Origin of the sequence: Kribbella amoyensis, from assembly GCF_007828865.1 — a bacterium.
In the GTDB taxonomy this organism is placed as follows: Bacteria; Actinomycetota; Actinomycetes; order Propionibacteriales; family Kribbellaceae; genus Kribbella; species Kribbella amoyensis.
Genome location: NZ_VIVK01000001.1, coordinates 320916 through 344700 on the forward strand (window position 1 = coordinate 320916; position 23785 = coordinate 344700).

Here is a 23785-nt window from a genome sequence, read left to right on the forward strand (position 1 = left end):
AGATCCGATCCGCAACGGACCGAAGAGCAAGGAGTCGACGGTGCGAGCCGTGACGCTGCAGGAAACACCCCGGCGCTGGCCGGCCTATGTCATTGCCGTCGGCATCGGACTCTTCTGCGTCGTCGTGCTGGCGATCGCCGGCGGTGAGCAACTGCTGACGGACAAGCCGATGACCAGCGACGGCTTGGTCGCCATCGGAGCGACCGTGCTGAGGATCGGGACCATTGCGCTCGCCCTGGCCGCGGTCACCAAGTGGGACCGCATCCTTCCCGCCCGGCTCATGTCGATGGCGTTGTGGGCCGTCGCGCTCGGACAGCTGGCCTATCCGGCCGCGGAGACGGTCGTCAAGGCGGCGATCCTGCTCGACCTGATGGAGCCGGTGAACAAGGGCATCAGCAACATGTCGGCCGTCGGCTGGTTCAACTTCGGCGCGGCCTGGCTGGTCTGGGGTGTCCCCGGCTGCCTGTTCACCCTGCTCGCCCTCGACCACCGCCGCCGGCACCAGCTCTCCTGGGTCTGGGCTCCCCTCGGCGCCGTCGGTGGCCTGGTCGCCCTCGGGGCCCTGGGCTTCCTGATCAGCTGAGGCCGGAGACCGTCAGCCTTTGACGGCTCCGCCCATGCTGTTCAGGATCCGCTTCTGCAGCAGGAGAAACACCACCACGACCGGGATCAGCGAGAGCACCGTACCGGCGGCAAGACCGCGGACATCGGTGCCGCTGACCCCGCTCAGGTAGGCGATACCGAGCGCGATCGGGAACTTGGACTGACTCGTCAACGTGACCAGCGGCCAGATGAAGCTGTTCCAGACCGAGACGAACCCGAGGATCGCGAGCACCGCCAGGGTCGGGGCGACGATCGGGACCGCGATCCGCCAGAAGATCGCGAACTCGTTCGCCCCGTCCACCCGGGCCGCCTCCACGATCTCGTCCGGGATCTGCGAGAACGCCTGCCGGAGCAGGAAGATGCCGAGCGACGACAGGATCGCGGGCAGGATGACGGAGGCGAACGTGTCGGTCAGTCCGAGCTGGCCCATCACCAGGTACCGCGGGATCAGCATCAGCTCGCCCGGCAGGAACATGATCGACAGGAACAGCAGGAAGAACAGGCCGCGGCCGCGGAACGCGATCCGGGCCAGCGGGTACGCCGTCAGCGCCGACACGACCAGGTACACCGGGACCGTGATGCCGACGTAGATCACCGAGTTCAGCAGGAACCGCGCGTACGGGATCGCGGTCCAGGCCTCCCGGAACCAGTCCAGTACCGGCGGCCGCGGGATCAGGTCCGGCGGGAAGCCGAAGACGTCCTGGGTGGCCGGTTTGACCGCCGAACTGACCAGGATCAGGAACGGGCCGATGAACAACGCGGCGACCGCGATCAGCAGCAGGTAGAACGCGATCCGCCGGACCGTCCGCCGATCGAGCCGTGGCGACCGCCGGTACAGCCGGCGCGCCGCCATCACGCGTCCTTCCGGCGGGTGATGGCCAGGTTGACGAGGGCGAGGACGATCATGATCGCCCACAGCACCAGCCCTACCGAACTCGCGTAGCCCATGTCGTAGTCCTCGAAGGCTTTCGACCAGATGTAGTAGCCGAGGGTGAGGGTGGAGTCGAGCGGACCGCCCCTGGTCAGTACGTAGACAGATTCGAACGCGCGCATCGCCTCGAGCATGCTGAGGATCAGGGTGACCGCGAAGGTCGGCCGCAGGGCCGGCACGATCACGTGCCAGAGCCGTTGCCACCGGTTCGCCCCGTCGATCTCGGCCGCTTCCACGTGCTCGGCCGGGACCGCCTGCAGGCCGGCCAGGTAGATCATCATGAAAAGGCCGGCGTTCTTCCACGCCTCCAGCAGCACAACCGTCGGCAGCGCCCAGTGCCGGTCGAAGAGGAAGTCGATCGGACCGAGCCCGGCCAGCTGGAGCAGCCAGTTGACGACGCCCTCGCGGTTGAACACGTACTTCCAGGCGACCGCGACCGCCACCATCGACGTGATGACGGGCAGGTAGTACAGCATCCGGAACGCCTGGATCGCGCGCAGCTTGACGTTCACCAGCAGGGCCAGGAACAGCGGGGCGACCACGGTCAGCGGCAGGAACATCACCACGAACAGCAGTGAGTTGCGCAGCGCGATCCAGGCCCGCGGGTCGTGCACCAGCCGGGTGAAGTTGTCCAGGCCGGACCAGCGGATCGGGTTCACGATGTCGTAGTCGGAGAAGGCGAGCTGGATCGCGATCACCGCCGGCCAGGCGAACATCCCCGCGTACAGCAGCAGTCCGGGCACCAGGAAGAGGTACGGCGTGTACCAGCGCTGGCCGACCACGCGGCCCTTGAGACTCCCCCTGCCAGCGACAGCCACCCGGGACTCCCTCGCGTCTGAAACCATGATTACGGATTTCAACTGCCGGAGATCGTAGCCCAGAAGGTAGGCGACGGCTAGCGATAACTGCTGGGATTACCTGAAAGATCATCGCAGGCTTCCCGTTGACTCCGACGACCGATCTGGTCGAGCATGATGTCTGGAAACAGTGTTTAGGACATTCCATTCTGCAAGGAGTTGGCAATGGCGCGACGCACACGGTCCCTGTTACGGGGGCGGCTTGTCCCGGCCCTCGCCCTGGCCCTCGGGCTGTCCCTGACGCTCGGTGCGTGTGTGTCCGGCAGTCCGGCCACCGGTGACGCGCCGGAGCAGTCGGGCGAGGCGTACTCCGGCGAGGTCGAGTGGTGGACGATCAACCTGCAGAAGAACTACGGGCCGGACATCCAGCGCTGGATCGACGCCTACGAGAAGGAGCACCCGGACGTCACCATCAAGTGGGTGGACGTGCCGGGCCAGGACATCAACACCAAACTGCTGGCCGCCCTGGCCGGCGGCAACGTGCCGGACGCGGTGAACATCACCTCCGCCACCACCCGGCTGTTCGCCGGCTCGATGGCCGACCTGAACTCCTTGTTCAGCAAGGAGGAGCTGGCCGACTACGCACCGAACCTCGCCGAACCGCTGGTGGCCGACGGCAAGCGGGTCGGCATCCCCTGGTACAACGGCGGGACCTCGCTCGGCTTCTACAACAAGGACCTGCTGGCCAAGGCCGGCTTCGACCCGGCCAAGCCGCCGAAGACGTACGACGACGCCCTCGCGCTGGCCACGGCGTACCACAAGGCGAGCGGGAAGTCGGCCACCAACTTCATGGCCTACTCCAACGTCGTCCAGGCCAACGGCATCGCGCTGCTGTCGCCGGACAAGCAGAAGGCCGCGTTCAACACCCCCGAGACGCTCGCGCTGGTGGAGAAGTTCAAGCCGCTGTTCGACTCCGGCGTGATCGCGCCGGGCAGTCTGGGCGCCAACCAGCGTGAGCTGCCGCAGTCGCTGGAGAACCGGCAGATCGCGTTCAACCCGGTGGCCGTGTCCAGCACGCTGCTGAACATCGAGAAGAACTCGCCGGCCGTCTACGGCTCGATCGTCGTCGGTCCGCCGGTCACCGGCGCGGACGGCAAGTACTACATGCCCGGCCAGCAGATCTTCACGATCCCGGCCAAGTCGGACAACCAGGCCGCCGCGGCCGCGTGGCTCAAGTACGTCACCGCGGCCGAGCAGCAGCTCGCGCTGTGCAAGCTGGTGCCGATCTACCCGTCGTCCTTGAAGGCCCTGGCCGACCCGTTCTTCACCGACATCGCCGGCAACAGCCAGGCCGACCAGGCCCGCAAGGTGTTGCTCGACACGTTCAAGGACGCCGTGGACGCGTCCCTCGGGTCCGGCAACGACGACCAGCTGCGGAAGCTGTTCGACGACCAGATCCGCGCGTACATGTCCGGGACCACCTCGGCCAAGGGCGCCCTGGACGCCGCCGAGAAGGCGTGGAACGAATCCCTTGCGAAGGGCAACCGATGAGTGACGTGCTCCGGATCGGCATCGTCGGCGCCGGGATCATGGGCCGCGGCAACGCGCTGTCCCTGTCCGGGCTGGCCGAGGTCGAGATCACGGCCGTCACCAGCCGCTCGGCCGACGGTGCCGAGCGGCTGGCGGAGGAGATCCAGGGCCGCGGCGCACCCCGGCCGGCGATCCATCCGGACCTCGACGCGCTGCTGGCGGACGAATCCGTGGACGCCGTCGTCCTCACCACGCCGGACCACCTGCACGGCGAGATGATGGTGCGCGCGGCCGAAGCCGGTAAGCACCTGCTGGTCGAGAAGCCGTTGACCACTTCGGTCGCCGAGGCGGACGCCGCGGTCAAGGCGGTCCGCGAGAACGACGTCGTCGCGATGTGCCTGTTCAACCATCGCTGGGTACCCGCCTACGCGCAGGCCCACCAGTTGCTCGCGGACCTCGGCGACGCGGCGGTGGCGTACGCGCGCAAGGACGACACCCTCTTCGTCCCGACCGAGATGCTGTCCTGGGCCGACCGGACGACGTGCGCCTGGTTCCTGTCCAGTCACGACATCGACCTGGTCTCCTGGCTGCTGCGCGACCAGGTACGCCGGGTCTACGCGACCGCGCGGTGGGGCAAGCTGCGGTCGCTCGGCATCGACACCCCGGACGCGATCCAGATCCAGGCCGAGTACTCCCGGGGCGCGGTGGCGACGTTCGAGTCGGCCTGGATCTACCCGAACACGTTCCCGACCACGGTCGACTCGTACGTTTCCGTGGTCACCGACAACGGTGTCGTCCAGCTGGACCGGCAGAAGGAGAGCGTCGTCGTGGCGACGCCGGACAGCTACACGTACCCGCGGAACATGCTGCAACGCGTCCTGCACGGCATCCCGGCCGGGGCGTACGCCGACGCGATCGCGCACTGGGTCAGCTGCTGCCGCACCGGTACGCAGCCGCTCATCACCATCGAGAGCAGCCGGAACGTGACGGCCGTCCTCGAGGCCGCGCACACCTCGATCGAGACCCGGCAGCCCGTCGACGTCTCCATGCTCGCCGACCCGGGGAACGGATGACGACGACCACCAGTCCCGAGAAGCCGCGCCACATCGACGCGCGGATCACCCTGATCGGGACCGACGACCTGGTCAAGGCCTTCGGTACACCGGCCGGCGTCGACGACCTCGCCTCGCTCCGCGCCTTCGTGGCCGGCCGGATGCGCCGGCCGGCCTGGCCGCTGCGGGAATGGGCCGACGCGATTCGGTCCACGCCGGCAGCGGATGCGGTCATCGAGGCAGCGGCTCCGCTGTTGACCGGTGTGGACGTGACCGGGCGCGACAAGGGCCGCTCGGCGCTCTACGGGTTCCATTACCTGGGCTGGCTGGCGCCCGGCGTCCACGCCTGGCTGCTGACGGGCGACGACCGGTACCTCGACGCGTTCGGGCGGCACCTGGACGACTGGGTCGAGCAGCGTGACTCGGTCGTCGGTGAGTGGCCGGGTCTCGACCCCATCTGGTACTCGCTCGGTACCTGGGCCCGCTGCCGGAGCCTCCTGCCCACGCTGGAGGTCCTCACCGAGTCGGCCTTGCCCGGTCGCGTCTGGGGTCGGCTGGTGGCGACCCTCGTCGGCGGGGCACGGTGGGCCTACGACGAGCACGACGTGTTCCGGCACGGGAACTGGCAACTCGTGTGCGCTACCGAACTGCTGCACCTCAGCTTGGTCCTGCCTGACCTGGCCGAGTCCGAGAGCTGGGCGACGCGGGCGGTTCAGCGGATCGACGAGCACCTGTTGCTGGACGTGTACGGCGACGGTGGACACTACGAGCGCTCCCCCGGCTACCACCGGATGTGCCTGACCGCGTTGCAGACGGCGGCCGTGATCGACCACCGGTACGCCGAGCATCCGAAGCTGACGGCCATGCACGAGTGGATGGCCGAGCTCGCGTCCAGCGGTGGCTGGATCCCTCATCTGCAGGACAGCGGCCTGGAGTGGCCGGCTGCGAGTCTGCTGCGCGGCAGCTACGTCCTCGACAACCCTGCGCTCGCGCGGACCGCGGCTCAGTGGCTGACCCCCGAGGCGTTCGCGGTCGAGGCTGCGACGTTCCCTGCTTGGGAGGACGCCGATCGGCAACAGCGCTGGCTGAACACCGTGGCAACTGCACCTGCGCACCCGGTGCCGCAACTGCCGCGCAATACCGTGCTTGCGGATTCCGGGTACGCGATTCTGCGGGGTCATGAGGTGCGGGCCGTGATCAACTACGGGCCGCACATCGAGCACGAACTCGAGTCCCACTCGCATCGCGCCGTCCTCGACCTCGTCCTGGACGGGTGGGAGCAGCCGCTGCTCTGGGAGGCCGGTGGTCCGCCGAGCTATGACGATCCCGGCTACCTGACCTGGTACCAGTCAGGCAGGGGCCACAACACCGTGCTGGTGGACGACCTTGAGCTCGGCACCGACCGCGACGTCCGGATCGACCCGCTGGTGGACACCGGTCCCGTGGCCGTGTTCTCGGGACGCCACAGCGGCAGCGTCGTACCGCAGGCGCGGACCGTCGCGATGGTCCGCGAGCAGCCCGCGTTCGTGGTGGTGACCGACAGCGCTGCGTCGGATGGGCACGTCTTCCGGGCGTGCTGGCAGTCGCTTCACCCTTGGCGACAGGTCGGGCCACTCGCGTACGACGCGTCCGCACCGAACGGACCCGGGCTGCTGCTGATCGAGGCCGCCGGTCCGGTCGAAGGGACCGGGATCGACTCGGTCGAAGGGGTTGCCCGCCGGCCCGTGAAGGGTGGAACGGCGGAGTACGGGCCGTTGCATTCGTTGGTGCTGACGCGTGATCGCGGAGACTTCACGACCGTACTGCTTCCGCATGCCGGCGCGGATCCGGCCGATGTCCAGGTGGTTCGCGACGAAGCGGGGATCACGGTTGACCACGGGCGGACGGTCGACCGGATCGGCGCCTCCAGCTGGGTACGGACCGTGGACGGGAAGTTGTCCTGGGCAACTGGTTGGCGGGTGCGGGAGCTGGTGCACGCCGGCGAGGTGCTGTTCCGGAGTACGGCCGAGGTCGAGGTGGTCGTCGACGGTGGCCTCACCTTCGCGGTGACCTGCTCGGGCCGTTGCGGGGTCTGGGTACCGGCTGCCGGCGAGAGGTGGCTGCTCAACGGTGTACCCGTCGATGCCGAGAGCGAGGACGGGTGGGCTCACCTCACGTTGCCTTACGCCGGACGTTGGGAGATCGAGGGGGCCCGTCATGGCTGACGACGTGACCAGCGGATGGTTCGACGCTCACATCGTGACCGGCGCGCACCCGGCGGCCCTGGTTCCCAGCAGCGACCGGGACGCGATCGCGGCTCACCTGGACACGCACGCGATGTCGGGCGCCCTCGTCAGTTCGATGGCGTCGTGGTTGCACGATCCGATCGGCGGGAACGCGGAGGCGACCGCGGTCGCCCGGAGCCTGGCCGACCGCGGGGTCCTCGCCTGCTGGACCGCGGTGCCGCCGACGCCCGGGGAACTCGACTCGCTCGACCGGTTGGTGGATCAGGCAGTGGCCGAAGGGGTCGCGGCGTTCCGGCTGTACCCGCGGTCCCACGGGTACTCACCGGTGGACCCGGCGATGGACGAGCTCTACGCCGCGCTCGCGGTGAACGGCCTGCCGCTGTGCTTCGACGTCACCGAGATCGACTGGCATCACCTCGACCAGGCGGCGACCCGGTTCCCCACCTTGCCGATCGTCGTCTCCAGCCTCGGGTACCGGCTGTTGCGGACGCTCTGGGCGGCTCTGCGCGACCACGAGAACCTGTCCGTCGACCTGGTCGACTTCGCCGGTCACCAGGCGATCGAGTGGATGGCGGCGAACGGACTGGCCGACCGGCTGTTGTTCGCGACCGGGCTCGGGCTACGGGATCCCGGCGAGAGCATCGTCCGGCTGGCCTGGTCCGGCCTCGACGACAGCACGGTCACCCAGATCGGCGGAGGTACCGCGGACCGGTTGTTCGGCGTCCGTCGGGCCACCGCGGCCACGGGAGGACGACCATGATCGGGCGGCGACCGCAGCGGAGGGTGGTCGACGTCCACGCGCACCTCGGGCCTTACTCGCTGTTCCACATTCCCGACCCGGACGCCACGACGATGGTCGGCGTGATGGACCGGACCGGGACCGAGGTCACCGTGGTGGCCGCGAACCGCGCCATCCAGCAGGACGCGCATCTCGGCAACTCCCAGGCGCTGGCCGCGGTCGACGCGCACCCCGGCCGGATCGCGGCGTACGCCGTCGTCAACCCGTGGCAGGACCCGGAACGCGAGCTCGAACGGCTCGCCGGCGACGACCGGTTCGTCGGGATCAAGGTCCACCCGTCCCTGCACCGCTACCCGGTGACGGGCTCGCGGTACTCGGCCGTGTGGGCGTTCGCCGAGGAGACCGGCTGTCCGGTGCTCAGCCACTCCCAGCACCAGTCGCCGTACGACGCTCCCCCGCTGTTCGAGGCGGTCGCGGCGAAGTACCCGGGCGCGGCCGTGATCCTCGGCCACGCGGGGATCACGCCTCCCGGGGTGGACGAGTCGATCGAGGCGGCCGCCCGGTACGAGTCGCTCTGGCTCGAGGTGTGCGGGTCGCAGATGACCAGTTCGCTGATCCTGGCGATGATCGAGCGCGTCGGCAGTCGGCGGGTCCTGTTCGGCTCCGACTTCCCCTTCATCGATCAGCGGATGTCGCTCGGCCGGGTGGTGTGTGCGCCGCTCACCGACGGTCAACGCGATGATGTCCTGAGCGGGAACGCCCGCAGGCTGTTCCGATGGCGGCCACTTCCGGGGGTACAGGAGTGAAGCGATGAGCGAAGAAGCGTTCTCGGCAGCGGGTGAGCGGCCGCCACCGGTGACGGTGGGGCTGTTCGGCCTTCGCAAGCTGGTGAAGACGATGGCCGACGTCGGGCAGCAGATCACCGACCGGTCCCCGCACAGCGTGAAGTTCCTGACCGGCGGCTACGACGACCTGAGCGAGGCCGAGGAGCGGTACCTGAAACTGCGGGACCGGATCGACGCGGCCGTCTTCCCCGGCCCGTGGGTGTTCGACCTCGCCACGGACGGGCACTGGCTCACGGTCCCGTCGACCCATCTCCCGCTCACCGGCGCCGCCCTGTACGCCGCGTTGCTGCGGGCGTCGCTGACCATCGAGGACGTCGACCTGAGCCGGGTGAGCATCGACTCGCTGCCGGCCGCCGACGTGGACGAGGCGTACAGCGAGATCGGCCTCACCACGAGCCACGTGTACGACATCCCGTACGAGGGCCCCGACTCGGTGGCCGGGTTCGCGGCGTTCCACCGGGAGAAGTCGCGGCAGAACCACACCACGCTCGCGCTGACCACGATCCTCTCGGTCGAGCGCGAACTGCGGACCCAGGGCGTCCCGGTGCTGCGGATCGCCCCGACCCGGTCGAGTGTGCGCGACGCGCTGGAGACCGCGGTACTGCTCGGCCAGGGCACCAGGATGGGCGCCCACCAGCTCGCCATGATCGCCGTCCAGCTGATCCCGACCGGGACGTCGAGGGCCGAGTCCGGTGACTACTGGCAGCAGGAGCTCGCCGCGTTGACGCATCAGAAGCTGCTGTCCCAGGCCCGGCAGGTCGGAGCAACGGTGGCCCGGCGCTCGGACACGCTGTTCCTGGTCACGACCACGCAGGGTGCGCTGACCCGGTTGACCGGGCAGTTCACCGTGGCGCCGTTCCTCGGCGCGTTGACCACCCAGCTCGGCGTACCGATCGCGGTCGGGGCGGGGACGGGCCAGACCGCGCGAGCGGCCGAGGCGAACGCGTTGATCGCGGTCGAGGACTCGGTCGGACGGGAAGGCAAGGTCGCGGTGTACCTGGACGGGACCAGCGTCCGGACCGAGCTGCCACCAGGTCCGGCCGAGGTCGCCCCGGCACCGGCCACCACCGTGTCGCCCGTGGACCAGCGCGTCGTCGAGATCCTCACCTCGATCGCGGCCGCGACCACGCCGGAGGCCGGTCAGCAGGTCGTCGTCGACGTCGAGAGTGTCGCCGCCATCATGCAGGTCACCCAGCGCACCGGCCGCCGGATGCTGAAGGAACTCGTCGAGGCCGGCCTGGCCTGGCCGCTGCCGCCGGCCCGCTCGACCGGCGGCGGCCGCCCCCGTCAGCAGTTCCGGCTGCTCACCGAGAAGCTCAGCTGAGCCTCTCGATGAGCGCGGGTCGGTCCTGGGTGCGGATGGGTCAGTACTCGTAGCCGATGCCGTGGGTCGGGGCGATGCGGCCGGCCCAGTTGGAGTGGATCACGGTCGGCGCGCCGGAGACATGCCGGACCTGCAGCGAGGTCCGGGCCCGCGGACAGCCGCCGAGCTGGGACTTGGCGACGTGCAGCACGTCGTTCACCGTCTTGTGGTGCCGTGCGGGGGCGATCGTCGTCCGCCGCACCGCGCCCTTGATCAGCGGCGCACACGAGGTGCCATTGAGGTGCTGCGGCTGGATCTCGATCCAGGTGTCCAGCGTGCTGCCGTTGTACGCCGGCGCTCCGGCACAGCGCGGGAACTTCCGTTCGTCGCCGGGACTGCAGGTGGTGACGTTCAGGTCCTGGACGATCGCGAGATTCCCGGTGGAACGCCGGACCGGATACGTGTAGCCGTTCGTCCGGGTGGCGCCGCTCCACAGCACGTAGTTGCTCGCCGGCTCCTGATGCGGCAGGGCCCAGCGCGCGGCGGCCTTGACGGTGTCCTGGGCGTCACCGACCGGGCTCACGTTCAGCGCGGATCCCGCGTTGACCCGCATGGCGATCGGCCCGACGCGATCGATCGTGTCGTTGCGGGCGTAGCTGGAGACCGCGAGCTCACAGCTGAACCGGCCGGACTCCGGCGCGATCAACAGCCATCGGACCACACCGGCCGTGGTCCACTCGGCGGGCGTGATCATGTTCTGGGCCGAGTAGACCCCCAACTGCTCCGATCCGGACAGACCGGGACCACTGCAGCGAAGGATGAAGGTGGTGCCCGGATTGTCTCCGCTGCTGAGCGTGGTCTTTCGGGTCACGGACAGCCCCGTGGAGTAGAGGTAGACCTGTTCGCCCCCGACCAGGTCCAGGTTTCGCTGGGTCTGCGGAATGCTGCGGATCGTGCCGCTTCCGTCCTTGCCGACGGTGTAGTTGAACTCCGGTGCCGCGCTCGCCGTCCGACTGGTCAGCACGGCCAGGGCCGGGAGGACCAGCAAGGTGGCGGTGGCGACGCCGAACAGTCGGCGCTTGATCATCCTGACCTCCGTCTGTAACACAGGTTAAAGGCCTCTTGTTCTTCACGAGTGTTCTCAACTGTTTCCTTGCCAGCAAGGCTTCTCGTGACAGTTCGACGAGGATCTGATCGTGAATCCAAGTCCGAATTAGAACTTTCGGCCCGTCCCGAACTGCAGATGCGGGCGCCGGTGCGTTACCTCGCAGGTCATCGACCGGGTGCACCGGATCGCGTCATAGTCACGGCACAAGCCCTGACACGCTGAAAGGACAACGACCATGAAGGTCAGCAGCTTCTATCCGGTCATCGGCACGGACCGCATCGTCGAGTCGCGCGACTTCTACCTCCAGTTGCTCGGGTTCGAGCTCACCTTCGAGGCCGACTGGTACGTCAGCCTGCGGCTGACCGGGCCGCGGCCGTTCGAGCTCGCGCTCGTCGACTACACCCACCCGACCGTCCCGGAGAAGTTCCGCAAGCCGGTCCAGGGCCTGCTGCTGAACTTCGAGGTCGACGACGTCGACCAGGAGTGGGAGCGCCTCGTCGTGCGGGGCGGGCTGCGGCCCGAGCTCGACATCCGCAGCGAGACGTTCGGGCAGCGGCACTTCATCGTCACCGACCCGAACGGCGTCATGATCGACGTCATCACCGAGATCGAGCCCGGGGCCGAGTACGCCGACCAGTTCGTGACCTCCGCCGTGTCCTGACCGCCAGGAGCCCGTGGCCGGCCGGAATGAGGTAGCCCTCTCGTCAGTTGGACCAGGTGAAGACTGCCTCGGGAGTGGAGTGAGTGGTATGGCTGACAGGCCGGTGCTGGTTCCTGGTCCGGATCATCCGATTTCGGTGGAGAAGAATCCTGATCGCGTCGTGGTGACGGTGGCCGGGCGGGTGGTGGCCGACAGCCGGGACGCGTTGTCCCTGCAGGAGTCGAGCTATCCGGCGGTGCAGTACATCCCTCGCAAGGACGTCGACTTCGACGTGCTCGAGCGGACCGAACACACCAGCTACTGCCCGTACAAGGGCGAGGCGGCGTACTACAGCATCGTGCCCGCCGGTGAGCGCGGAGCCAACGCGGTGTGGACGTACGAGCAGCCGTACGCGCCGGTCGCGGACATCCGGGACCACGTGGCGTTCTACCCCGACCGGGTGGACTCGATCGAGATCGTCGCGGACTGATCTCCGCGAGCGGCGGCGCATCCCTCCCCGGGCTGCGCCGCCGTTGCTGTCAGCCGAGGAAATCGCGCAGGGCCGGCGCGAGGACCTCGGTCGGGACGGCGTGCTCCTGGCCCTCCAGCTCGCGATAAGTGCCGTTGGGTAAATGCTTCGCGACCGTCCGCGCGGACTCGATCATGAAGTCCGGGCTGGCCGATCCGCAGAGCGCGAGGGTCGGCTGGGTGATCGCGGCGACCAGGTCGACCGGGACCAGACCGTCGCGGTTCGTGTCGCCGACCACGGCGAACTCGTACGCCAGCGTGTGCGCGAGCTTGATCACGCCAGGATCCGCGGCGTACTCCTTGGCCGGTTCCTCGGGCAGTCCGGCCATCTGCAAGAACTGCGCGACCGCCTCCTGCCGGCGGTCCTCGGCCAGCAACGCCAGGACCACGGCGCCGCTCTCAGCGGACTCACGCAGCGCCTCCTCGTCGTCCGGACTGTACGGCGGCTCGTGCAGCACCACCTTGCTGATCGGCAACCCGGCCGCGGCCGCCTCCACCACGAGCGCGGCGCCGGACGAGTGACCGTAGACGGCGGCCGTCCCACCGAGGGCGGTGATCAGTGCACCGAGATCCTCGACCTCGCGCGCGACGGCGTACTGGTCCGTGTCGCCGCTGTCGCCCCGGCCACGGCGGTCGTACGTCACCGTGGTGAAGTCGCTCCCGAGTTCCTGGGCCAGCTCCCGGAACGATCCGCGGTCGCAGAGCGCACCGCCGACCATGATGAGCGGTTCCCCGCTGCCGTACCGCTCGTACGCGATCGTCGTACCGTCCGCCGAGGTGACCTTCTCCATGACGTGACCTCCTGGTCGCAGGGTCTGTTCACCTCTGAGGTCGACACCGGTGCGCCGATTTCGACACGGTGCGGACCGCCACCACTCACCAACCGGTCCCTTCGAGCGGGGCGGCCGCGGCAGCGTGGGTCCGTCCGGGTGGTTGGGAAGTGGTGCGGAGTCGTGTCGGCCGGGGTGCTGGCCGTACCGTTGGAGGGATGAGCACGAACGAGCGGACCCGCCCCCGTACCCTCGCCGAGGCGTTGCGGACCTGGGACGACGCCGCGCTCGGGCGGTTGCTCAAGCTGCGCCCCGACCTGGCCACGCCGATTCCCGCGGACACCGGGCAGTTGGCGGCCCGCGCGACCACGAACGCGTCGGCGGCCCGCGCGATCAACCGGCTCGACGAGTTCGGGGTCGACCTGTTGGAGGCGCTGTCCGCGTTGCCCGAGCCGGTGGACCTGGGCGCGCTGGCGTTCGGGGTGAACCAGCCCGCCGAGATCGTCCGGCCACGCGTCGACGAACTGCTCGCGCTCGCCCTGGTCTGGGGTGACGAAGAGGACCTGCGACCGATCCGCGCGGTGCACGAGTTGCTCGGTCCCACCCCGGCCGGCCTCGGTCCCGTGACCACACGGCACTTCGGCAACCTGGACCGGTTGATCGAGGAGGCCGGACCGGACGCGCGCGAGGTGCTCGCCAAGCTGACCTGGGGTCCGCCGACCGGTTCGGTGGAGAAGGCGGACCGCCCGGTGACGATCGCGTCCGCCCGGACCCCGGTCGAACGCCTGCTTGCCCGCGGCCTCGTCGTACCGCGCGACGCCAACACCGTCGTCCTTCCACGCCAGATCGGGCTGCACCTCCGCGGCGGACACGTGCTGGCCTCGACCCGGCCGACGCCGCCGCCACTCGACGGCAAGACGGTGTCCGCGTCCATCGCCGACCGCGCCGCCGCTGGTGCCGCGTTGGACCTGGTGCGCCTCGTCGATCGCGCGCTCGAACAACTGGGGACGGAACCACCTCCGGTACTGCGGACCGGGGGCATCGGTGTCCGGGAGTTGCGCAGCCTTGCCACCAAGACGGGCATGGAGGAGCAGGCGGCTGCCGCGGTCCTGGAGATCGCGTACGCGGCCGGCCTGGTGGCCGCGGTCGAGGTGGGGACCAGCGAGCTGTGGCTGCCGACCGCGGCGTACGACGACTGGCTCGAGCTGAACACGGCGCATCGGTGGGCGCAGTTGGTGATCGCGTGGTTCACCGGGTTGCGCGCGATCGGCCTGATCGGTCGCCGGGACACCGGTGGTGCGACCGCGGCCGCCCGGGAACGCCTGGTGAACGCGCTCGCGCCCGACCTCGAACGCCTGCTCGCCCCCGAGGTACGCCGTCTCACGCTGCAGGCTCTTGCCGAAGCGGGCCCGGGTACTGCGCCGACCGCGGAGGCGGTGACCACGTGGGTTGCGTGGCACCGGCCGCGGCGGGGCGGGCAGTTCCGGGACGACCTGGTCGAGTGGACGATCACGGAGGCGTCGCTGCTCGGACTGACGGGGCTGGGCTCGTTCGCGTCCCACGCTGCCGTGTTGCTGGGTGAGGAGCCGGCGGCGGAAGAACTGGCGACCGCGATCGCGCCGTTGGTACCGGAGCCGGTGTCCGAGTTCCTGCTGCAGGCCGACCTCACCGCGGTCGCGCCCGGACCGCTCGTCCGCACGGTCCAGGACGAGCTGACCGCGATGGCCGACGTGGAGTCCCATGGCGGTGGCGGGGTCTACCGGTTCAGCGAGAACTCGGTGCGGCGCGCGTTCGACCTCGGCCGGACCAGCGACCAGCTGCACAAGTGGCTGGCCGAGCACTCGCGGACCCCGGTCCCGCAACCCCTCACGTACCTGATCGACGACGTGGCCCGACGGCACGGGGTCCTGCGGATCGGGACGGCGTCGACGTACTTGCGCTGCGATGACGAGGACGTGCTGACCCAGTTGCTCTCGTCGAACCTGCCGGGGATCCGCTTCCGCCGGCTCGCCCCGACCGTGGTGGTCTCGCCGTCACCGCCGGACATGGTGCTGTCCCGGTTGCGCGAGGCCGGGTTGGCGCCGTTGGCGGAGACGTTCGACGGGGTGGTCGCGGTGTCCACGGCCGGGACCCGCCGAGGTGAGCCTCCGCGCCGGCGGACCAGCCGGGACTTCGCGGATTCGCCGGTCGAGCTGACCGACGAGCAGGCGCAGGCGGTGATCGAGAAACTCCGCGCGGGGGATCGGGTGGCGGCCGAAAGACCCGACGAGCTGGTCTCCGAACCGACGGCACCGGCCGAGACGATGACGGTACTGGCGAACGCGGCCGAGTCGGGGATACGGACCTGGATCGCGTACGTGGACCACAACGGGAACTCGTCCGAGCGCATCGTGGAACCGGTACGAGTGGCCGACGGGTGGCTGACCGCCTACGACGAGGACGCGGACCAACCGAGAACGTACGCCCTGCACCGCATCTCGGGGGCAAGGCCGGTGGAGGACGACTGAGGGTTCTCCGAACCCTTGGTTATTGCGTTCTGACCCTTCGACGTGCCCTTGCCGGGCGAAGTCTCCAGGTACTTTCCGTTGCAGGAAGCAAGGTTTTGTGGCTTCTTCGGAGGACCTTTAGCGTCCCGACCCATGGATAGGAACTTTCACTCGGCCAGCCGACAAGCCGCCGCATTGCGTGCAGGCGAAGTCTCCTCGGTAGAGCTCACCGACGCGGCGATCACCGCCATCGAGCAGGACGACCCGAACATCAACGCGATCTGCGTCCCCGACTTCGACCGTGCGCGGGCGACGGCGCGACAGGCCGACCAGGCCCGCGCCCGGGGTGAGGATCGACCGCTGCTCGGGATCCCGGTCACCGTCAAGGAGTCGTACAACCTGGCCGGCCTGCCGACGACCTGGGGCATGCCGCAGTACAAGGACTTCGTACCGGCCGAGGACGCCGTCCAGGTGTCGCGGCTCAAGGCCGCCGGCGCTGTCGTGCTCGGTAAGACCAACGTGCCGCTCGGCCTGCAGGACATCCAGAGTTTCAACGAGCTCTACGGCACGACCGACAACCCGTGGAATCACGGCCGTACGTCGGGCGGATCTTCCGGCGGATCGGCCGCGGCTCTGGCGTCCGGATTCGGTGCGCTTTCCATCGGCTCCGACCTGGCCGGTTCGCTGCGTACACCCGCGCATTTCTGTGGTGTCTACGCGCACAAGCCGACACTCGGGCTGGCCGCGATGCGCGGTATGACCCCGCCACCCGGCCCGGTCCTGCCGACCGAGTCCGACCTCGCCGTGGTCGGGCCGATGGCGCGCACCGCCGGCGATCTCACGCTCCTGCTCGACGTGATGGCCGGGCCGGACCCGCTCACGTACGGCATGGCGCACGAGCTGCGACTGCCTCCCGCGCGCCACGAGCGACTCGGCGACTTTCGGGTCCTCGTACTCGACCGGCATCCGCTCCTTGCGACCGGAGCCGCGGTTCGAGCGGGGGTGAACCGGGTCGCCGACGCGCTCGTCGCCAGTGGTGCCCGCGTCGAACGGCACAGTCCGCTCCTGCCCGACCTGGCCGAGGCGGGCTCGCTGTACACGAAGTTGCTGTTCTCTGGCTCCACGGCACGGTTTCCCGTCGACGCGTACGAGCAACTGCAGGCCCGGGCAGCCGGACTGAGCCCTGACGACCACAGCCTCGACGCGGCGCGACTGCGCGGCATGGTGATGACTCACCGCGATTCGATCGAGGTGAACAACCGCCGCGAGCTCCACCGCGACGGCTGGCGTCAGCTGTTCGGCGAGTTCGATGCCGTGGTGTGCCCGATCACGCCGACGCCCGCGTTCCCGCACGACCACAACCCGGATCTGCTGGAGCGCCGCCTCGACATCGACGGTGCCGAGTACCCGTACTTCGACCAGCTCGTCTGGGCCGGACTGGCCACCATGCCCGGCCTTCCGGCGACAGCGATCCCCGCGGGCCGATCCCCCGAGGGCCTGCCGGTCGGCGTACAACTCATCGGCCCCCAGTTCGGCGACCGCACCACCCTGCGCCTCGCCGAACTGCTCGAACACCACATCGGCGGCTTCCAACCACCGAAGTAGGGCTGCGATCCGTCCCGTGACTCCACTCCTCCGCCACGTCACCGTCGACCCGCAGCCAGTACCACCACCGGTCGTGCAGCTCGTCCACCCCGTACTCCCCCATGTCCACCACCCGGTGGTCCAACAACCCCACCACCGCAAACCCCGCCAGCCCGGTCTCCTCCTCAGCCTCCCGAACCACCGCATCCTCGGGCGACTCCCCCTCCTCCACCGTCCCCGCCGGAACTCTGCCGAACCCACTTGATTTAAGTCAGCTGCCTGATTTACGGTTGGTTGTGTTCCGCAACCATCTAGTGGAGGCTCTTCATGCCCGCTGTTCCCGCCGCTTCCGCCGCGGCGTCCGCTCCACCGCGTCCGAATGTTGTCGTGGCGGTGCTCGCTCTGGCGGGTATCACGGTCTCGCTGATGCAGACGATGGTGATTCCGCTGGTTCCGCAGTTGCCCACGTTGCTGCACGCGGCGCCGGCGGACGCCAGCTGGGCGATCACCGCGACCCTGCTCGCCGGGGCGATCGCGACGCCGATGGTCGGGCGGCTCGGGGACATGTACGGCAAGCGGCGGATGCTGCTGTTGAGCCTGGTCATGCTGGTGGTCGGTTCGGCCATCGGTGGGCTCAGTGACTCACTGCCGCCGATGATCGTCGCGCGGGCTCTGCAGGGGCTTTCGGCCGGCGTGATTCCGCTCGGGATCAGCATCATGCGGGACGAGCTGCCGGCCGAGCGGCTCGGGACGGCGATCGCGATGATGAGCGCCTCGCTCGGGATCGGCGGAGCCCTCGGTCTTCCGGCCGCGGCGCTGCTGGCCGACCGGACGGACTGGCACTCGTTGTTCTGGACCGCGGCCGGGCTCGGTGCGGTCGTCACCGTGCTCGTCCTCGCCCTCGTGCCGGAGTCCAGTGTCCGGAGCGGCGGGCAGTTCGACATCCTGGGCGCGATCGGTCTGTCGATCGGCCTGTTCTGTCTGTTGCTCGCGATCTCGAAGGGCGCCGACTGGGGTTGGGGCAGCGGGACGACGGACGGGTTGTTCGCCGCGGCCGTGGCCGTCCTGGTCGTGTGGGGCTGGTGGCAGCTCCGGGCCAGGCAGCCCCTGGTCGACCTGCGGACCACCGTGCGTCGGCAGGTCCTGCTCACCAACCTGGCGTCGATGGTGTTCGGGTTCGCCTTGTTCGCCCAGTCCCTGGTACTCCCCCAGATCCTCCAGCTGCCGGCGCAGACCGGGTACGGGCTGGGGCAGTCGCTGCTCACGGTCGGCCTCGTCCTCGCGCCGTCCGGCCTGGTGATGATGGCGACCGCGCCGTTGTCGGCCGCCATCTCCCGGAATCGGGGGCCGAAGGTCACCCTGATGCTCGGCGCGGTCGTGGTCGCCGCGGGGTACGGGCTGGGGATCGTGATGATGTCGCACGTCTGGCAACTGCTCGTCGTCGGCGCGGTCATCGGGGCCGGGATCGGGCTCGCGTACGGCGCCATGCCCGGCCTGATCATGGCCGCGGTCCCGGTCGCCGAGACGGCCGCCGCGAACAGCCTGAACACGCTGATGCGGTCCATCGGGACGGCGGTCTCCAGCGCCGTCGCGGGCGTGATCCTGGCCCAGCTGACCACGTCGTTCGGGGCCTTCGAGGTGCCGTCGCAGAACGGGTTCAGGCTGATCCTCGCGATCGGCAGCGGGGCCGCGCTGGTCGCGCTGGCGATCGCCGCGTTCCTGCCGAACCGGGCCCGTCCGGTCGAGGACGTGGTCGCCGCCCATCAGTTGGAGACCGACCCGGTCGGCTGACGCGGTCGAGGTGGTTTGGCGGCAGGAGGCACAATGGAGGGTCGGGCAGCGCAGTACCGCGCCCGGCCCTCCCCCGCACGCAGCCAGCTGACAGGAGATCCCCGAGTGACCGACGGGCCCTTGATCGTCCAGTCCGACAAGACCTTGTTGCTGGAGACGGCTCATCCGGACGCCGGCGAGTGCCGCAAGGCGATCGCGCCGTTCGCCGAGCTCGAGCGCGCACCCGAGCACGTCCACACGTACCGGCTGACCCCGCTCGGGTTGTGGAACGCGCGCGCCGCCGGCCACGACGCGGAGCAGGTGATCGACGTCCTGCTCCGCTACAGCCGGTACCCCGTGCCGCACTCGTTGCTGGTCGACATCGCCGAGACGCTGGACCGGTACGGCCGGCTCCGGCTGGAGAAGCACCCGCAGCACGGCCTCATCCTAGTGAGCACGGACCGGCCGGTGCTCGAGGAGGTGCTGCGCAGCGCGAAGATCAAGCCGCTGGTCGGCGCCCGCCTCGACGAGGACACGGTGATCGTGCACCCGTCGGAGCGCGGCCACCTGAAGCAGACGTTGCTCAAACTGGGCTGGCCGGCCGAGGACCTCGCCGGGTACGTCGACGGTGAGGCGCACAAGATCGAGCTGGCCAAGAACGGCTGGGAGCTCCGGCCGTACCAGCAGCAGGCCACCGACGCCTTCTGGCACGGTGGATCCGGCGTCGTCGTCCTGCCGTGTGGCGCCGGCAAGACGATCGTCGGCGCGGCCGCGATGGCCGAGGCGTCCGCGACCACCTTGATCCTGGTCACGAACACGGTGTCCGCCCGGCAGTGGAAGGACGAGCTGCTCCGCCGGACCTCGCTGACCGAGGACGAGATCGGCGAGTACTCCGGGGCGCGCAAGGAGATCCGGCCGGTCACCATCGCGACGTACCAGGTGATGACGACGCGGCGCAAAGGCGTGTACACGCACCTGGAGCTGTTCGACGCCCGGGACTGGGGCCTGATCCTGTACGACGAGGTGCACCTGCTGCCGGCCCCGATCTTCCGGATGACCGCGGACCTGCAGACCCGGCGGCGGCTCGGGCTGACCGCGACCCTGGTCCGCGAGGACGGCCGCGAGGGCGACGTGTTCTCGCTGATCGGGCCGAAGCGGTACGACGCCCCGTGGAAGGACATCGAGGCGCAGGGCTGGATCGCGCCGGCCGACTGCGTCGAGGTCCGGGTCGACCTGGAGCAGAGCGAGCGGTTCGTCTACGCGACCGCGGAGCCCGAGGACCGGTACCGGCTGGCCGCGTCGACCCCGGCCAAGTCCAAGCTGGTCCGCCGGATCGCCGAGCACCACGCCGGTGAGCCGCTGCTGGTGATCGGCCAGTACATCGACCAGCTGGACGAGCTCGGCGAGCGGCTGGAGTGCCCGGTGATCAAGGGCGAGACCACGGTGAAGGAGCGGCAGCGGTTGTTCGACGCGTTCCGGTCCGGCGAGATCAACCGGCTGGTGGTCAGCAAGGTGGCGAACTTCTCCATCGACCTGCCCGAGGCGTCGGTCGCGATCCAGGTCTCCGGCACGTTCGGCTCCCGCCAGGAGGAGGCCCAGCGGCTCGGCCGGGTGCTCCGCCCGAAGGGTGACGGCCGGACCGCGCGGTTCTACTCGATCGTCGCCCGCGACACCGTCGACGCCGAGTTCGCCGCGCACCGCCAGCGCTTCCTCGCCGAACAGGGCTACGCCTACACCATCGTCGACGCCGAAAACCTCTTCGCCTGACCACGCCGGCCGTTGCGTTTCGTGGGTCAACCCACCCCCTCGACGGTTGGCCCCCGGAATTGCGGGCGTGCGCGCCCTCGCCGCTTCATGGGTTAACCCATGAAGCGAAGGGTTGGCCCATGGAATTTCGGTGGGCCAACCCCGCATCTCGAGGGTTAACCCACCAGATGTCGAGCGGGGGGGCAGCGGGGGCGAGCGGGGGGCAGCGGGGGGCGGGCCCCCGGGGGGTCAGTCCTCGAGGCGGGTGTGGATGCCGTGGAAGTGGCTCTTCATCGAGCGGGCGAAGGCCTCGGGGTCGCCGGTCCGCAGGGTGTCGAGCAGGTCGCGGTGCCAGCCGACCGCGTCCGCCGGGGTGTAGCGGGCGCCCGGCAGGCGGGAGTCGACGTCGGCGAAGGTCCGCCAGAACACGCTCAGCAGGTCGATCACCAGCGCGTTGCCGAGCGGCTCGTACAGGGCGCGGTGGAAGGCCCAGTCCTCGTCCGGGAAGTACTCGCCGGCCGCGGCCTTGGCCTCCATCCGCTCGACGATCTCGTCCAGCGACTCGGAGCCGTGGGTGCCGAAGTGCGCGACCACGTCCTCGGCCAGGCCGACCTCGATCGCCTGCCGGACCTCCAGCACGTTCTGCACGTCGCGCAGGTCGCCGGCCATCGACTGCGACATCCGGAACGCGAGCCCGTCCTCCAGCGCGCCGAGCGTCACCGCGCCGACGTACGTGCCGTGGCCGTGCCGGATCTCGATGATGCCGACCGCCTGCAACGCCTTCATCGCCTCCCGCAGCGGGTGCCGGCCGACCCCGAGCTGAGCCATCAGCTCCTGCTCGTTGGGCAGCGGGTCACCCGCCTTCAGGCCGCGTTCCAGAATGAAGGACTTCATCCGGTCACGGATGAAGGACTGGTTGTCCGCGGCCCCTCGCGCGCGGCTCAGTCCACCGGTCGTCACGCCCCCAGCCTCCTTCGATCGGACCGCTCAGTCTACGGTCAGAGCAGGCCGTCGCGATCCAGCAGGACGCGGATCGCGGCGATCTCCTCGTCGGACAGCGGAATCGACGGGAACGCCGTGTACGGGCAGTCGATCACCCCGCGCAGGAACAACCCGGCCTTGAACGCCCCGAGCGCGGACGAGCTCGCCCCCATCCGGGTCCGGTCGGGCACGTCGATGATCTCGAACAGCTGGAACAACCGGTCCTGCTCCTTGCGCGCCGTGGCCTGGTCACCGGCCTGGACCGCGTCGAAGATCCGCACGTACCCGGCGGGGTCGACGTTGCCGAGACCCGGGACCACGCCGTCGACGCCGAAGCCGAGCGCGCAGTCGACGGTCACCTCGGACCCGGTCATGATCGCGAAGTCCGGCAGCTCCGCGTCGACCCGGTCCAGGACCAGCCGGCGCAGGCTGGCGTCCTGGCCGCTGGAGTCCTTGATCCCGGCCAGGACCCCCTGCTTGCCGAGGTCCAGCAGGATCGAGGCGGACAGCTTGGTCCCGCCGACCCGCGACGGGATGTCGTAGGCGTACAGCGGGGTCCCGTCCGCGACCGTGGCCAGCTTCTTGAAGTGCCGCTCGATCTCGGCCGGGTGCGTCGCGGCGTAGTACGGCGCGGTCGCGACCACCCCGTCCACGCCGGCCTTCCGGGCCGCGGCGATGTGCGCACCCGCGCGGGCCGTGGACGAGTCGATCGCCCCGGCCAGGACCGGGACCTGGCCACCCACCTCCGCGACGACGGTTTCCAGGACGGTCTGCCGCTGCTCGTCGGTGAGGAACGTGCCCTCGCCCGAAGTACCGAGCACGAACACGCCGCTGACACCGCCCGCCAGCTGGAAGGCGATCAGCCGGGCCAGCGAGGCCGTGTCGATCTCGTACTCGGGGGTGAACGGGGTGACGAGCGGCGGCACGACACCGGTCAGGCGATGGGCGGAGGTGGTCAAGGCTTCTCCCGTGGGTCAGAGCGCGGACGGATCGAAGGTGCTGAAGCGCAACGTGGCGAACGACGACGTCTCGCCCGCCTCGTAGAACAGGCCGACCTGGCCACCCGGCAGCGGGGCGAGGTCGGAGTACCCGGCCATACCCGGGTGGACGACGAGCCCCGGGCGCCAGGACGCGCCGTCGTCGTCGCTGACGAAGACGGTGAGCTCGCGGCGCGCGTCGGGCACGACCGGCGTGGTCAGCAGCAGCCGGTCGCCGACCCGGAGCACGCTGCCCTGGATGCCGGGCGCGGTGATCTCCTTGATCCCCTCGTACGGCGCGTCCAGGGTGGCGCCGCCGTCGGACGAGTACGCGTGCGCCCGGGCCGGTCCGGTCCCGCGGTGGTTCCGGGTGTTGAAGTACAGCCGGCCGTCGGCGAGCTCGGCCACCGTGGTCTCGTTGCCGTTGATCTCGTCGCCGTCGTTGCGGTCGGTGAACCCGAGTTGCCAGGTCCGGCCGCCGTCGTCGCTGAAGATGCAGTGGCCGCCGTTCAGCCGGAGCGCGGCGGCGGTGTCCAGGTCGTCGTACTCGGCCGGCACGACGGAGTGGTTCGCCGGGACGACCAGGCGGCCCGCGTACTGGCCCTGGGTGAGCGCGATGCCGTGGCACGGACCGGTCGCGTACCAGCCCCAATCGGCCGGTTTCACCTGTGCGGTGATCTCCTCCGGCTCCGACCAGGTGGCGCCGTCGTCGGTACTGCGCTGCAGCCAGATCCGCCGGCCGGACTCGGGATCGGTGCCGCGCGCAACGGTGATCTCGACCGCCTCGGCGCCGTTCTGCACGGTGACCAGGACGATGTCGCCGGTCGCCGGATCGACCACAGGAACCGGGTTTCCGCAGGTCTTGCCGGGCACGGCGCACACCTGCTGCAGCGGCAGCCAGGTCCGGCCGGCGTCGAGGGAGCGGCGCAGCACGACCTCGATCTCGCCCGCGTCGGCGGACGAGTTCAGCCGGCCCTCGCAGAACGCGAGCAGCACGTCGCCCTTCGCCAGCAAGGACGGGATCCGGAAGGTGTGATAGCCGCTGCCGGCCGGGTCGAAGACGATTTCGGCGGGCGGGAGTCTTGAAGACATAGGACGTACTATGTCATGGTCGGGCAAGCACACTCAACGGTTTCTTCCGGATCTCTGGGGCGCAGCCCGCCCGGAAGG

Annotated in this window: 20 protein-coding genes and 1 pseudogene; 13 read left to right on the forward strand and 8 right to left on the reverse strand. The window is 69.6% G+C overall.

The window, feature by feature from the left end; translation table 11 throughout:
- The first annotated feature begins 40 nt into the window (after positions 1-40).
- Positions 41-583: a hypothetical protein gene (locus FB561_RS01585; protein ID WP_145802261.1), complete on the forward strand. Its 543-nt coding sequence runs from the start codon at positions 41-43 to the stop codon at positions 581-583.
- A gap of 12 nt (positions 584-595) precedes the next feature.
- Here the strand turns inward: FB561_RS01585 and FB561_RS01590 are convergent, their stop codons facing one another.
- Both FB561_RS01590 and FB561_RS01595 read right to left on the reverse strand, forming a co-directional pair.
- Entirely contained in the window at positions 596-1456 is an 861-nt protein-coding gene (locus FB561_RS01590; protein WP_145802264.1) for a carbohydrate ABC transporter permease, read from the reverse strand.
- Positions 1456-2352 carry a carbohydrate ABC transporter permease gene (locus FB561_RS01595; protein ID WP_238334606.1) on the reverse strand — a complete coding sequence of 299 codons (897 nt, stop codon included), beginning with the start codon at positions 2350-2352 and terminating at the stop codon, positions 1456-1458. The genes FB561_RS01590 and FB561_RS01595 overlap by 1 nt, the downstream gene beginning before the upstream one ends.
- Positions 2353-2556: 204 nt before the next feature.
- Here FB561_RS01595 and FB561_RS01600 point away from each other — a divergent pair, with 204 nt between their 5' ends.
- Genes FB561_RS01600 through FB561_RS01625 form a run of 6 tightly spaced genes read left to right on the forward strand, consistent with a single transcriptional unit; the run spans position 2557 to position 10046 of the window.
- Positions 2557-3882, forward strand: a complete 1326-nt coding sequence (locus FB561_RS01600) for an ABC transporter substrate-binding protein (protein WP_145802269.1) — start codon at positions 2557-2559, stop codon at positions 3880-3882.
- Complete coding sequence (locus FB561_RS01605) at positions 3879-4934, forward strand: Gfo/Idh/MocA family protein (RefSeq protein ID WP_145802272.1); 1056 nt, start codon at positions 3879-3881, stop codon at positions 4932-4934. Before FB561_RS01600 ends, FB561_RS01605 begins: the two co-directional genes overlap by 4 nt.
- On the forward strand, positions 4931-7117 hold the full coding sequence (locus tag FB561_RS01610; RefSeq protein ID WP_145802274.1) for a heparinase II/III family protein: 2187 nt from the start codon (positions 4931-4933) through the stop codon (positions 7115-7117). Before FB561_RS01605 ends, FB561_RS01610 begins: the two co-directional genes overlap by 4 nt.
- The gene (locus tag FB561_RS01615; RefSeq protein ID WP_170284555.1) at positions 7110-7898 is read left to right on the forward strand and encodes an amidohydrolase family protein; all 789 of its coding nucleotides are present in this window, start codon (positions 7110-7112) and stop codon (positions 7896-7898) included. Before FB561_RS01610 ends, FB561_RS01615 begins: the two co-directional genes overlap by 8 nt.
- On the forward strand, positions 7895-8683 hold the full coding sequence (locus FB561_RS01620) for an amidohydrolase family protein (RefSeq protein ID WP_145802278.1): 789 nt from the start codon (positions 7895-7897) through the stop codon (positions 8681-8683). Before FB561_RS01615 ends, FB561_RS01620 begins: the two co-directional genes overlap by 4 nt.
- Positions 8684-8687: 4 nt before the next feature.
- The gene (locus FB561_RS01625) at positions 8688-10046 is read left to right on the forward strand and encodes a hypothetical protein (RefSeq protein ID WP_145802280.1); all 1359 of its coding nucleotides are present in this window, start codon (positions 8688-8690) and stop codon (positions 10044-10046) included.
- Positions 10047-10086: 40 nt separating this feature from the next.
- Here the strand turns inward: FB561_RS01625 and FB561_RS01630 are convergent, their stop codons facing one another.
- On the reverse strand, positions 10087-11112 hold the full coding sequence (locus FB561_RS01630) for a hypothetical protein (RefSeq protein ID WP_145802282.1): 1026 nt from the start codon (positions 11110-11112) through the stop codon (positions 10087-10089).
- A gap of 256 nt (positions 11113-11368) precedes the next feature.
- Here FB561_RS01630 and FB561_RS01635 point away from each other — a divergent pair, with 256 nt between their 5' ends.
- Both FB561_RS01635 and FB561_RS01640 read left to right on the forward strand, forming a co-directional pair.
- Positions 11369-11794, forward strand: coding sequence for a VOC family protein (locus FB561_RS01635; protein WP_145802284.1), 426 nt, complete (start codon positions 11369-11371; stop codon positions 11792-11794).
- 88 nt (positions 11795-11882) lie between these two features.
- Positions 11883-12263, forward strand: a complete 381-nt coding sequence (locus FB561_RS01640) for a DUF427 domain-containing protein (protein WP_145802286.1) — start codon at positions 11883-11885, stop codon at positions 12261-12263.
- Between the two features lie 49 nt (positions 12264-12312).
- On the opposite strand, the gene FB561_RS01645 is transcribed toward FB561_RS01640, so the two are convergent.
- Positions 12313-13092: an alpha/beta fold hydrolase gene (locus FB561_RS01645; RefSeq protein ID WP_145802288.1), complete on the reverse strand. Its 780-nt coding sequence runs from the start codon at positions 13090-13092 to the stop codon at positions 12313-12315.
- 197 nt (positions 13093-13289) lie between these two features.
- Between FB561_RS01645 and FB561_RS01650 the strand changes: the two genes are divergently transcribed.
- Both FB561_RS01650 and FB561_RS01655 read left to right on the forward strand, forming a co-directional pair.
- Positions 13290-15578, forward strand: coding sequence for a helicase C-terminal domain-containing protein (locus FB561_RS01650; protein WP_145802290.1), 2289 nt, complete (start codon positions 13290-13292; stop codon positions 15576-15578).
- A 132-nt stretch (positions 15579-15710) separates the two neighbouring features.
- Entirely contained in the window at positions 15711-17162 is a 1452-nt protein-coding gene (locus FB561_RS01655; RefSeq protein ID WP_145802291.1) for an amidase, read from the forward strand.
- Here the strand turns inward: FB561_RS01655 and FB561_RS39140 are convergent.
- Positions 17074-17376 (reverse strand): annotated as a pseudogene (locus FB561_RS39140) (NUDIX domain-containing protein); the annotation flags it as partial. The gene FB561_RS01655 and the pseudogene FB561_RS39140 sit on opposite strands and share 89 nt — an antisense overlap.
- A gap of 92 nt (positions 17377-17468) precedes the next feature.
- On the opposite strand from FB561_RS39140, the gene FB561_RS01665 reads away from it, so the two are divergent.
- The gene (locus tag FB561_RS01665) at positions 17469-18932 is read left to right on the forward strand and encodes an MFS transporter (protein ID WP_145802293.1); all 1464 of its coding nucleotides are present in this window, start codon (positions 17469-17471) and stop codon (positions 18930-18932) included.
- 105 nt (positions 18933-19037) lie between these two features.
- The gene (locus FB561_RS01670) at positions 19038-20678 is read left to right on the forward strand and encodes a DNA repair helicase XPB (RefSeq protein ID WP_145802294.1); all 1641 of its coding nucleotides are present in this window, start codon (positions 19038-19040) and stop codon (positions 20676-20678) included.
- 228 nt (positions 20679-20906) lie between these two features.
- On the opposite strand, the gene FB561_RS01675 is transcribed toward FB561_RS01670, so the two are convergent.
- Genes FB561_RS01675 through FB561_RS01685 form a run of 3 tightly spaced genes read right to left on the reverse strand, consistent with a single transcriptional unit; the run spans position 20907 to position 23707 of the window.
- On the reverse strand, positions 20907-21617 hold the full coding sequence (locus tag FB561_RS01675; protein WP_238334607.1) for a FadR/GntR family transcriptional regulator: 711 nt from the start codon (positions 21615-21617) through the stop codon (positions 20907-20909).
- Between the two features lie 38 nt (positions 21618-21655).
- On the reverse strand, positions 21656-22597 hold the full coding sequence (locus FB561_RS01680) for a dihydrodipicolinate synthase family protein (protein ID WP_145802295.1): 942 nt from the start codon (positions 22595-22597) through the stop codon (positions 21656-21658).
- Between the two features lie 15 nt (positions 22598-22612).
- On the reverse strand, positions 22613-23707 hold the full coding sequence (locus FB561_RS01685; protein ID WP_145802296.1) for a sialidase family protein: 1095 nt from the start codon (positions 23705-23707) through the stop codon (positions 22613-22615).
- Positions 23708-23785: the final 78 nt, after the last annotated feature.

Excerpts from the sequence above, each read along its gene's own strand:
- FB561_RS01605 (WP_145802272.1), top strand. The coding sequence starts at position 3,879 with ATGAGTGACGTGCTCCGGATCGGCATCGTCGGCGCCGGGATCATGGGC.
- FB561_RS01655 (WP_145802291.1), top strand. The coding sequence starts at position 15,711 with ATGGATAGGAACTTTCACTCGGCCAGCCGACAAGCCGCCGCATTGCGT.
- FB561_RS01620 (WP_145802278.1), top strand. The coding sequence starts at position 7,895 with ATGATCGGGCGGCGACCGCAGCGGAGGGTGGTCGACGTCCACGCGCAC.
- FB561_RS01590 (WP_145802264.1), bottom strand. The coding sequence starts at position 1,456 with ATGGCGGCGCGCCGGCTGTACCGGCGGTCGCCACGGCTCGATCGGCGG.
- FB561_RS01625 (WP_145802280.1), top strand. The coding sequence starts at position 8,688 with ATGAGCGAAGAAGCGTTCTCGGCAGCGGGTGAGCGGCCGCCACCGGTG.
- FB561_RS01610 (WP_145802274.1), top strand. The coding sequence starts at position 4,931 with ATGACGACGACCACCAGTCCCGAGAAGCCGCGCCACATCGACGCGCGG.
- FB561_RS01615 (WP_170284555.1), top strand. The coding sequence starts at position 7,110 with ATGGCTGACGACGTGACCAGCGGATGGTTCGACGCTCACATCGTGACC.
- FB561_RS01665 (WP_145802293.1), top strand. The coding sequence starts at position 17,469 with ATGCCCGCTGTTCCCGCCGCTTCCGCCGCGGCGTCCGCTCCACCGCGT.
- FB561_RS01635 (WP_145802284.1), top strand. The coding sequence starts at position 11,369 with ATGAAGGTCAGCAGCTTCTATCCGGTCATCGGCACGGACCGCATCGTC.
- FB561_RS01600 (WP_145802269.1), top strand. The coding sequence starts at position 2,557 with ATGGCGCGACGCACACGGTCCCTGTTACGGGGGCGGCTTGTCCCGGCC.
- FB561_RS01640 (WP_145802286.1), top strand. The coding sequence starts at position 11,883 with ATGGCTGACAGGCCGGTGCTGGTTCCTGGTCCGGATCATCCGATTTCG.
- FB561_RS01650 (WP_145802290.1), top strand. The coding sequence starts at position 13,290 with ATGAGCACGAACGAGCGGACCCGCCCCCGTACCCTCGCCGAGGCGTTG.
- FB561_RS01645 (WP_145802288.1), bottom strand. The coding sequence starts at position 13,092 with ATGGAGAAGGTCACCTCGGCGGACGGTACGACGATCGCGTACGAGCGG.
- FB561_RS01685 (WP_145802296.1), bottom strand. The coding sequence starts at position 23,707 with ATGTCTTCAAGACTCCCGCCCGCCGAAATCGTCTTCGACCCGGCCGGC.
- FB561_RS01630 (WP_145802282.1), bottom strand. The coding sequence starts at position 11,112 with ATGATCAAGCGCCGACTGTTCGGCGTCGCCACCGCCACCTTGCTGGTC.